Genomic DNA, 8,887 nt, shown 5'->3' on the forward strand with positions numbered 1-8,887 from the left:
GGTAGCCGGCTACCTGATTCCAACCCGGGTACTGGCCACGCAGTCGCAGCAGCAGCGCGACGAGATGGTGGAGCTCTACCCCAACCCGGCCAGCACCGAGCTGACGGTACGCCTGCCCGTGAGCAGCAAAACCCCGGTGCAAGTATCGGTACTGGATATGCTTGGTAAGACGGTGCAAACGGCCGCCGTTCCATCAGGAGAGTTGCAGCGCGGGTTCCGCGTCAACACCAGTGCCTTGGCCCCCGGTTTGTATGTAGTACAGCTACGTTCGTCGGCCGGTACTTTCACCAAGAAAGTACTGATTCAGCGCTAAGCTTGCCTTCTACAGCGGCTAGTTGAAAGTGTGTGAAAACCCCGGCGGGCAGCAGCTCGTCGGGGTTTTTGTTTGGTTTAAGCGGAGAAGCTTAGGAAAGCTTGGTTTGGAAGCCGTTCAGGAAGTTAGTCAGCCGTCCTGCAGAGGCATGTTCTTGATGCCTAAATAATTTCTATTTAAACTATTGACTTTCAAAGTATTGCAATTATAAAATTGCGGCTTTTCCGGTTCTTGGCAGGTAGCAAGCGTACATAACTCGACAATGGCCTTCGGACCTACTTGTTTTGTCTTTTAACTTGAATTCCTATGAAAACGAAAAACCTCGCCATAGCCGCTGCCTTCCTTTTAGGTGCCACCGTATCTGTTCAGGCTCAGGTCACGCCCACATCACCGCAAAGGGGCGGCGTCATGAATCAAACCACCATTCCGCCCGCGGCTCCTAGTAACCCCGGCACCATCGACCAGCGGACCCCCACTACAACCAACCCCACGCAAATGGGTACCAGCACCATTGACCAGCAGCCCACCATACAGCGCTCGACTACCATCGAGCAGCAGAGCGTAGAGCAGCGTACTGGTACCACCACGCAGCCCGCTACCACTTCGCCACCCGATGGCGGCATGATGCAGCGCCGAACTACCACCAAGAAGCGCGCTACCGATACTGCCCCGCCTCGTCCGTAATCGATAGATAGTCTATGTGCCATGGTAGACCGCCCTACGTTGACGGTCTACTATGCAGCCTAGCCCCCGTTCGAGCTTTTCCAGTTCGGACGGGGGCTGTGGTTTAAGGCAGCAAAAAGCCCCTGGCCTCAATAGGAGACCAGGGGCTTTTTTATGGTAGTTGAAAACGAGCTAATCCCCCAGCAACTACCAGCTTGCTAAGCTATGCGGCTTGCAGTTTGGTGCCGAGTTGGAGCAACAGGTCGCCAAGCTCACGGAGTTGCGCCTGAAAATCGGGGGAGGCGTGGGTGGCGGCCTGGTTGGTTTGGGTGCCGAGCATGCTCAGGGAGTTGCCAATAGCCTCGGGATTGAGGTTGCCGCTGCTGAGTAAGGATTGCAGGTTGCCGATTTCCCGACCAACGTCTTGCAATGCGGGCTCACCGCTCTGCAGTAAGTGCTGCTGCCAGGTTTCGGTGTTGTCGAGGGCGCCGCTGATGGGGATGGTAGTCAGGCCGTTTTGCAGGGCGTGGATGGTGGCGCCTAATAGCTCGTGGTTCATGATGGGGAGAGGTAAGGAAAAGAACTGTTTTATTAAGAAGACACGACAACTACTTGCCGTTGGCTGACTGCGGGAGTTCAACAGAGTCGGCAGGGGCTTTGTCTTTTTTGACGCGAGGCTTCCGGGTTTTGGGCGCCGCATCGGCCTCCAGAATTTGTTTGGGCGTAAATATGGGTGGCTCGTAGCCCTCCGGAGCAGGTGGGAGCAATGTCAGTTCGCGCATGATGCCGCAGGCGCGGTGGGCGCTAGCTTCTTTGTCTTTGATTTCGAGCATGATGTCCACATCCAGGTCGCCAAGCTCCCGCAGGAAATCCCGAAACAAATCTTCCTCAATGGCCGCCACGTGCTTCCCGCGCCGCTCACCGTGCGACTGCGAGCTGTAGTCCATCATCATAATGCCGTCGCGGGTGGGGTGCCAGGTGGCGGCGGCCAAGCGCAGGGCCTCGGCCATGGGCTCCCCGTTGTTGAGGCACTCGTGGTGGAAGTTGTCGAAGAGGATGGGAATACCAGTGGCGGCGTGCAGCTCCAGGCAGTCGCGCAAGCTAAACAGCCGGTCGTCGTTTTCGACCACCACCCGCACTTGCACGGCGGGCGGCAGCGTGTGCCACACGCCGATGAAGCGCGCGATGGCCGTGTCCCGGTCGCCGTAGAGGCCGCCGAGGTGAATTTGGAGCTTGGCCGTGCTATCAAGGCCCATCAAATCCAACATAGACCCCTGATACACCAACTCCGCCACGCTGCGCCCCACAATATCGGGGTTAGGCGAGTTGAGCACCACAAACTGGTCGGGGTGCATAGACACGCGCATTTTATGCGTTTTGATGAAGTCGCCGATGGCTTGGAATTCCGGGGCGAAACGAGTCTGCCAGGGAAAGGTATTGACGGGGTGGGAACCGAACGGTACAATGTCGGAGCCGATGCGGAAGAACAGGAGCCCGTGCTCGAGATTATATTCCAGAATGCGTTTCAAGCAAGCTAGGTTGGAGGCTACGGTTTGCTCGACCCGCTCGTCGGAGTAGGAAGCCAACCGAAACGTGGACGCCGAGGTGCAGTCCAACGAATTATTCATGCAAGGATACCCGATTTTCATCTTCGGGCTTACGAGGTATGGGGGTTGATTGTTGGTTGCTGACGTTGCCAAACCAATCCAGTCATGCTGAGCAGGTGGCGCATCAAGCCAGGGACCGGAGGCGGAGTCGAAGCATCTCGCTAGGCTGTGTGGAAAGTTAGGGTCTTGTAGCGCGGAAGTCACAGGAAATCTGTTCCGCGACGAGCACAGCGAGTTCCTACGCGTTAGGACCACAAGGAGCGGTATCGAATACTCGCGTTGCTCGTCGCGGAACAGATTTCTTGTGACTTCCGCGCTACTGTCCACACACTCTAGTGTAGTAAACCCTCTTTTGCCGTTGCAACGATTTGAGCGAGATGCTTCGACAAGCGGACGTAAGATCAAGCAGGACAATACCACACTAGCGAGATGTTTCGGCTTCGTTGCACTGCGCGGACGCCAGATGAAGCATGACCGTGCTTTTTCATCCGCCAACTCACTCCTTCGGCCAGTTCACCACCTCACTACTTCAGCACTACTCATTGTAGCCGCGGTTGTCCTTGAAGTTCTTGTTGTATTTCTGGCGGGCTTTGCGGGCTTTTTCGGCGGCTTCGGCGGCCTGAATTTCCTCCATCTTACGGCGCTCCTTGCCGGCACGCGAAAACTGATCGTAAATCAGACTGACGGGGCTGGCCAGGGTAGGAGTGGGAGCAGCCGGTGCCGTAGAGTCCACTTTGAACAAAGGTTTAGGAGCAGGCGGGCGCTTCACGGCGCTGGTAGGCGCCGTATTGGGGCGCTTCATGTTGCGCAAGGCCCTGTTGATAGCCGCGCGGTCAGGGCGACCTTCCGTTACGCGCACTTCGCCTAGCATCACACTATCGCGCATCAGCGACACCTGGATAACCAACTGCGAAAGGCCCGTGCCGCCCATTGGGAAGCGGCGCGTTTTAAAGCCCACGGCCCGAAACACCAGCGTATCCGTGTTCTGTACCTCGATGCGAAAATCGCCTTCGTTGTTGGCAATTACGCCCCGGCCACTGCGCTGCACCAGTACGGCCGCCCCCGGTACCGACCGCCCCGTGCCCGCCTCCGCTACTGAGCCCGTTACGCGCACCTGCGCTGCTGCTCCTAGCGGCAACAGCAAAAACAACAGCCACCCGAGCAGCCACCGGCCCGGCTTCCTTGCACGAAATACGCTTGAAATAGAATTCGGTAAGTTCATTGGCCTATACAAACGCAAGCAACGGGCAAGTTATCTCATAACAGAGTTAAAAAAAGCCCGCACCGTTGCAGGTGCGGGCTTTGAGGCACTTAGGGCAAGACAAAACTACTTAATCTTGACGTCCTTGCCGTTTTCGGGCTTCAGTTTTACCGTGCCGTCGTCGCCATCAATTTTGGCTTTGTTGCCTTCGGCATCTTTGATTTTTACGTCGCCGTCGGCTTTCACTTTCAGCTTGCCGCCTTCGCCGCCGCTAGTGCTGCTAGCTTCGGTTTCGGTGGAGGCAGTAGTGGTGTTGTCGGTTTCGGCGGGCGTGCTTGTCTCGTCCATGTAGGCCTCCTCGTAGTAGGTTGGGCGGCTTGTTTCGTACACCGTGTACGATTCAGCAGGCAGGTAGCCTTTAAATTCATTGTCGGTTTCCGAGTAAGCGCTGCGCATTTCGGCGGCCATGCCCGCGGTGTCAGCCGTGTACTTGTTACGTACTTCGCCAAGGCGTTGGGCGCGGGTGTAATACGTGCTGCGAATGCGCGACACCATGGCCGTATCCGAGATTTTCATGTCGGCAGCCATTTTATCGGCAATGCGTTGGGCCCGGCTCCGGTACTGCGCGTCCATGTCGCCGGTAGCGGCGGTGCTAGTGCTAGTGGCTTCGGTGGTAGTGGTTGTTTCGGCGGTTTTGTTGTCGCCGCACGAAGTCAGGGAGAAGGCAGCGGCAATAGGGAAGAGCAACAGGAGCTTTTTCATACGTGTGGAATTGGTGAGAGGGAGAGAGTTGAATTGCGCGTATACGCCTCAAGCTCCACAGCGGTTACCTGGGCTCTTCCCGACTCCCAAAAACGAAGCAGCCGCGACAACGAATTGCCGCGGCTGCTAAAACGTGTGCCATGTTGAGCGAAACGGATTTTCGCGCTATTAAGCGCGGCGTAGCTCGAACACGGTTATCTCGGGTAGGAAGCCTACCCGGCCGGGGTAGCCGAGGAAGCCAAGACCAGTGTTGACGTACAGATACTGCTTGCCTTGCTGGTAGAGGCCGGCCCACTGCTTGTACACATACTGCACCGGGCTCCATTTCAGAAACGGCAGGTTGATGCCGAACTGCATGCCGTGGGTATGGCCGGAGAGCATTAGGTCGATGTCGGGGAATTCGGGACGTACTTGGGCATCCCAGTGCGAAGGGTCGTGGGAAAGCAAAATCTTGAACGGAGCGTCGGGCTCTACGGCGGCGTGGGCTTTGGCCAGATTGCCGTACTTAGGAAAGCGCATAGCCGCGCCCCAGTTCTGAATGCCCAGAATGGCAATTTTCTCGCCATTGCGCTCCAGGTGGTGCGTTTCGTCGAGCAGCAGCTTCCAGCCGATTTGGGCGTGGTTGCGCTTGAGCCGCTCCAGGTTGGCGCGCTTGGCCTCGATGCCGCCTTGCTCGGTCCAGTCCACGTAGTCGGCGTAGTCGTGGTTGCCGAGGATGGAGAGCTTAGGCAGCTTGCTTTGGATTTGAGCCAGCGTCGGGATATGGTCTTCCACTTCGGTGGCAATGTTGTTTACCAGGTCGCCGGTCATCACCACGAGGTCGGCATTTTGCTGGTTGATGAGCGCCACGGCCCGCTGCAAGGGTTCCGTTGAAGCGAAACTGCCGGTGTGCAGGTCGGAAATCTGGAGCAGCTTGAAGCCGTCGAACGAGGCGGGCAGGTTGGGAAAACGCAGCGTCACGCGCTTCACTTGGTAGTCGGTGCCGCCTTTTACCACGCCCCAGATCAGCGAGACGAATGGCACGGCGGCTACCACTAAGGCCAGCTTGCTTAGGAATTCACTACGCGGAATAGCCGGGCCGCTTCCGCTAACCGTGGTGTTGCCGGAAATGCGGCCCACCACCCAGCGCACACCGCGCACCAGGTCTTCGGGAAACAGAAACAGCAAGATCACCAGCTTCGACAGCAGCAACGCCAGCAATACGCTGCCCAAATACGCTTTGTAGGGGGCGTTGCCTTGCCCGCGCGTAGCCAACGACCACATGCCCAAACCCCAAACCAGGACGGTAATCAGCCAGTACAGATAACCGGCCGTTTTGCGGGCTACCGGAGCCGCGCTGTGAAGTGCCGTGCGGACAGCCTGAAAGCCGTACCACTCAGCCAAGAAAAACAAGAACAGAAACAGAAAGCCAGTGAAGGAGCGAAACATAGTAGGGGAAGAAGAGCCGTCGGCCAGAAAGAAAAGTTGGTGGTCAAGCAGACCCTGCTGCTAATTCCAACAAGTACAAAACCGCCGAGCGTAACAACGCAGACGGTGGAATGGGGTTTTTACTTTATTTTCCGGGCTCTGCAACCCTTGTGCCGCATGCAAAACCCTGACCATCTGTCCGAAAATCAGCCCGCCGAAGAAGCCGCGCCCGTCCGCTACGAAACGCCGGTTTCGTTCGGCATCAAGAGTTGGGCCGAGGAAGACCGTCCCCGCGAAAAGCTGATGCAAAAAGGCCGCGCCGCCTTATCCGACGCCGAGCTAATGGCTATTCTGCTCGGTTCGGGCACCGCCAAGCTGTCGGCCGTGGATGTGGCCAAGCTGATTCTGAAAGCCGCCAACAACGATCTAAACGCCTTGGCCCGCCTGTCCATCAAGGAGTTGATGCGCCACAAAGGCATCGGCGAAGCCAAAGCCATTACCATTGTGGCAGCCTTGGAACTAGGTCGGCGCCGCAAAGAAGTTGACGCGCCGGCCCGCACTACCATCACCAACTCGCGCGACATCTACCGCGTAGTGCAGCCTCATTTGCAGGATTTACCGCACGAGGAATTTTGGGTGGTACTACTCAACCGAGCCAACGTGGTGATGCGCACCGTCAGCATCAGCCGCGGCGGCGTGGCGGGCACCGTTGCCGACCCGAAGCTGATTTTCAAGGAGGCGCTGGAGCAGCTGGCCAGCAGCGTGATACTGGTGCACAACCACCCCAGCGGCAACCGCAACCCCAGCGCCGCCGATATTGCCCTCACCCGCAAGCTCAAAGAAGCCGGCCTCTTCCTCGACCTGCCCATCCTCGACCACCTCATCTACACTGACGCCGGCTATTTCAGCTTCGCCGACGAAGGAATGTTATGATTGCTGATGGACGATTGCTGGTTGTTGATTGTTTAGATGGTTGCTTTGTGCGCTAAATGCAACAGAGCTGGTTGAGCAGTTGTCCAGATCAAGCATGATGTTTTTAGACTTCTTAGCAGCTTCAACAGTTAACAATCACCAGCAATCAACTATCACAAGATGCGCCTCAACCCTAAACTACTTGTTGGCCTCGGCCTACTAATTGTATTCGGTTATTTCCTGAAAGACCTTGTTTTCAACGACGACCAATATGCGGCCCGGCTGCGCAAAGTCCGGAAGGAAAAATCCGATAGTTTCCGCCGGGTGCAAGGCTCGCCGTTGAGCCAGGAGCAGCGCAATGTTTTCGATAGCCTACACTACTACGCACCCAACATAGCGTATCGAGTCGAGGCGCAGCTAGAGCCTTTCAGCCAGCGCGACACGGTGGAAATACCCCTGACTAATGGCAAAGCCGATAAATACCTGCGGTGGGGTCGCGTATCCTTTGCGCTCGATAATCAGCCACAGAAACTAACCTTGTTTCTGAAGGTTGACGGCAAAGATTCCACGCTCTTCATCCCCTTCACCGACAAAACCAACGGCTTCGCTACCTACGGCGGCGGCCGCTACCTCGACGCCCCCAAACCCGCCCCCGGCGATACTGAAGTCACGCTCGATTTCAACGAAACCTACAACCCCTTCTGCGCCTACAACGACGGTTTCGCCTGCCCCGTGCCACCCCAAGACAACCGCCTAGCCGTCGAAATCAAAGCCGGTGAGCAAGCCTTCCACGACCACGCGGCGGACGGCAAGGAGGAGACGCATTAAGAGTCTATCCACTAAAGTATTGTCATTCCGACATTCTGCGCATTAAGCAGCGAGAGGAATCTGGATACAGTTGTTGAACAAGCTGACTCAGATTCCTCGTGCCTCGGAATGACGACGTCTTACTTGGATAAACATCAACTACTGATTCTCCCGCAACTGCCGCAACTCCAGCACAAAACCGGGCAGTACAGGTTCGCCGCTTAGCTCGTTGTCAAATCCTTGAATCTCCGTGGTCGGTTGGCCGGAGTGGTATACCCAGGCAGTTTCAGCTTCGCAATCAAGCAGAAAACCGAGTTGCACGCCGTTGCGCACCCATTGCTCCATTTTCGCGTGAAGCGTGGGAATTCGGTCGGAAGGAGACTTCACTTCCACCACGAACTCCGGGCATACGGGCAAAAACCTATTGCGCATTTCCGCCGGTACCCGCGCCCAGGTCGCGTGGCTGAACCACGAGGCATCCGGGGAAAGCGTGGCCTTATCAGGCAATACATAGGCAGCGGAAGATTCGCCTACCCGGCCTAACTTGTTTTGTTTGTTCCAATTGCTGAGTTGACGCACAACTTCGGCACTAGCTTCACTGGAGAGAAAACCGGCTGGCGACATAAAAACTATTTCGTGGTCGGAGGTGCGCTCTACGCGCAGGTCGCGGTTGTCCTGGCAGAACTGGAAGAACTCCTCGTCGCTGAAGCTGGTAACAAGCGGGCCGCGCAGCACAATAGCTTCCTCGGAAATAGCGGGACGAATTGACATGCTAATACAGAATCTTACTTTCACCGAAGATACGCAAAACCGGCCACCAGAGGGGCATTTGAAGCCGCTCACCTGAATCCGTACCTTTGCCGCATCTATCGGTTGTGAGTTGCGCGTGACTAGTTGTTGAATTATCCAATCGTTCAATCAGCACGCAACGACCAACAATCAACAATCAGCCTTCAACAAGTAAAATGAAAATATCCTTCGACTGGCTCCGTACGCTCATTCCCACCGACAAACCCGCCGTCGAAGTCGGCAAGCTGCTGACGGGTTCCGGGCTGGAAGTGGAAGGCATCGAAGAGCTGGAAAGCGTGCCGGGCGGCTTGCGCGGCGTGGTGCTCGGCACCGTGCTTACCTGCGAGAAGCACCCTGATGCCGACAAGCTAAGTGTCACCACGGTAGATGTAGGCGACGGTACGCTCCGCCAGATTGTGTGTGGCG

The 8,887-nt window shown here is 56.6% G+C and carries 10 protein-coding genes and 1 pseudogene; 5 read left to right on the forward strand and 6 right to left on the reverse strand.

Annotated features, from left to right (window positions below; translation table 11 throughout):
- The coding region (locus VF639_RS23775; protein WP_331148455.1) for a T9SS type A sorting domain-containing protein at positions 1 to 313 on the forward strand (313 nt) is incomplete at its 5' end.
- Positions 314 to 619: 306 nt separating this feature from the next.
- Positions 620 to 997, forward strand: coding sequence for a hypothetical protein (locus VF639_RS23780; protein WP_331148456.1), 378 nt, complete (start codon positions 620 to 622; stop codon positions 995 to 997).
- 202 nt (positions 998 to 1,199) lie between these two features.
- Here the strand turns inward: VF639_RS23780 and VF639_RS23785 are convergent, their stop codons facing one another.
- The 5 genes from VF639_RS23785 to VF639_RS23805 all read right to left on the reverse strand — a co-directional run bounded on the left by VF639_RS23785 (position 1,200) and on the right by VF639_RS23805 (position 5,974).
- Positions 1,200 to 1,535 carry a hypothetical protein gene (locus tag VF639_RS23785; RefSeq protein WP_331148457.1) on the reverse strand — a complete coding sequence of 112 codons (336 nt, stop codon included), beginning with the start codon at positions 1,533 to 1,535 and terminating at the stop codon, positions 1,200 to 1,202.
- Between the two features lie 49 nt (positions 1,536 to 1,584).
- On the reverse strand, positions 1,585 to 2,625 hold the full coding sequence (gene uvsE, locus VF639_RS23790; RefSeq protein WP_331148458.1) for a UV DNA damage repair endonuclease UvsE: 1,041 nt from the start codon (positions 2,623 to 2,625) through the stop codon (positions 1,585 to 1,587).
- Positions 2,626 to 3,118: 493 nt separating this feature from the next.
- A complete protein-coding gene (locus VF639_RS23795) occupies positions 3,119 to 3,805 on the reverse strand; it encodes a carboxypeptidase-like regulatory domain-containing protein (protein WP_331148459.1) in 687 nt (228 codons plus the stop codon).
- A 105-nt stretch (positions 3,806 to 3,910) separates the two neighbouring features.
- On the reverse strand, positions 3,911 to 4,546 hold the full coding sequence (locus VF639_RS23800; RefSeq protein WP_331148460.1) for a hypothetical protein: 636 nt from the start codon (positions 4,544 to 4,546) through the stop codon (positions 3,911 to 3,913).
- Between the two features lie 168 nt (positions 4,547 to 4,714).
- Entirely contained in the window at positions 4,715 to 5,974 is a 1,260-nt protein-coding gene (locus VF639_RS23805) for a metallophosphoesterase (protein ID WP_331148461.1), read from the reverse strand.
- A gap of 156 nt (positions 5,975 to 6,130) precedes the next feature.
- Between VF639_RS23805 and radC the strand changes: the two genes are divergently transcribed.
- On the forward strand, positions 6,131 to 6,886 hold the full coding sequence (gene radC / locus VF639_RS23810) for a RadC family protein (RefSeq protein ID WP_331148462.1): 756 nt from the start codon (positions 6,131 to 6,133) through the stop codon (positions 6,884 to 6,886).
- 159 nt (positions 6,887 to 7,045) lie between these two features.
- Entirely contained in the window at positions 7,046 to 7,693 is a 648-nt protein-coding gene (locus VF639_RS23815; protein ID WP_331148463.1) for a DUF1684 domain-containing protein, read from the forward strand.
- Between the two features lie 138 nt (positions 7,694 to 7,831).
- Here VF639_RS23815 and VF639_RS23820 read toward each other — a convergent pair whose 3' ends face one another.
- Positions 7,832 to 8,443 carry a Uma2 family endonuclease gene (locus VF639_RS23820; RefSeq protein ID WP_331148464.1) on the reverse strand — a complete coding sequence of 204 codons (612 nt, stop codon included), beginning with the start codon at positions 8,441 to 8,443 and terminating at the stop codon, positions 7,832 to 7,834.
- Between the two features lie 194 nt (positions 8,444 to 8,637).
- On the opposite strand from VF639_RS23820, the pseudogene VF639_RS23825 reads away from it, so the two are divergent.
- Positions 8,638 to 8,887, forward strand: a pseudogene (locus VF639_RS23825) (phenylalanine--tRNA ligase subunit beta); the annotation flags it as partial.

The organism is Hymenobacter sp. (assembly GCF_036387835.1).
Lineage (GTDB): Bacteria > Bacteroidota > Bacteroidia > Cytophagales > Hymenobacteraceae > Hymenobacter.

What these genes read in the sequence shown, in the direction of transcription:
- VF639_RS23805 (WP_331148461.1), bottom strand. Translation starts at nt 5,974, where the DNA reads ATGTTTCGCTCCTTCACTGGCTTTCTGTTTCTGTTCTTGTTTTTCTTG.
- uvsE (WP_331148458.1), bottom strand. Translation starts at nt 2,625, where the DNA reads ATGAAAATCGGGTATCCTTGCATGAATAATTCGTTGGACTGCACCTCG.
- VF639_RS23780 (WP_331148456.1), top strand. Translation starts at nt 620, where the DNA reads ATGAAAACGAAAAACCTCGCCATAGCCGCTGCCTTCCTTTTAGGTGCC.
- VF639_RS23815 (WP_331148463.1), top strand. Translation starts at nt 7,046, where the DNA reads ATGCGCCTCAACCCTAAACTACTTGTTGGCCTCGGCCTACTAATTGTA.
- VF639_RS23800 (WP_331148460.1), bottom strand. Translation starts at nt 4,546, where the DNA reads ATGAAAAAGCTCCTGTTGCTCTTCCCTATTGCCGCTGCCTTCTCCCTG.
- VF639_RS23785 (WP_331148457.1), bottom strand. Translation starts at nt 1,535, where the DNA reads ATGAACCACGAGCTATTAGGCGCCACCATCCACGCCCTGCAAAACGGC.
- VF639_RS23820 (WP_331148464.1), bottom strand. Translation starts at nt 8,443, where the DNA reads ATGTCAATTCGTCCCGCTATTTCCGAGGAAGCTATTGTGCTGCGCGGC.
- radC (WP_331148462.1), top strand. Translation starts at nt 6,131, where the DNA reads ATGCAAAACCCTGACCATCTGTCCGAAAATCAGCCCGCCGAAGAAGCC.
- VF639_RS23795 (WP_331148459.1), bottom strand. Translation starts at nt 3,805, where the DNA reads ATGAACTTACCGAATTCTATTTCAAGCGTATTTCGTGCAAGGAAGCCG.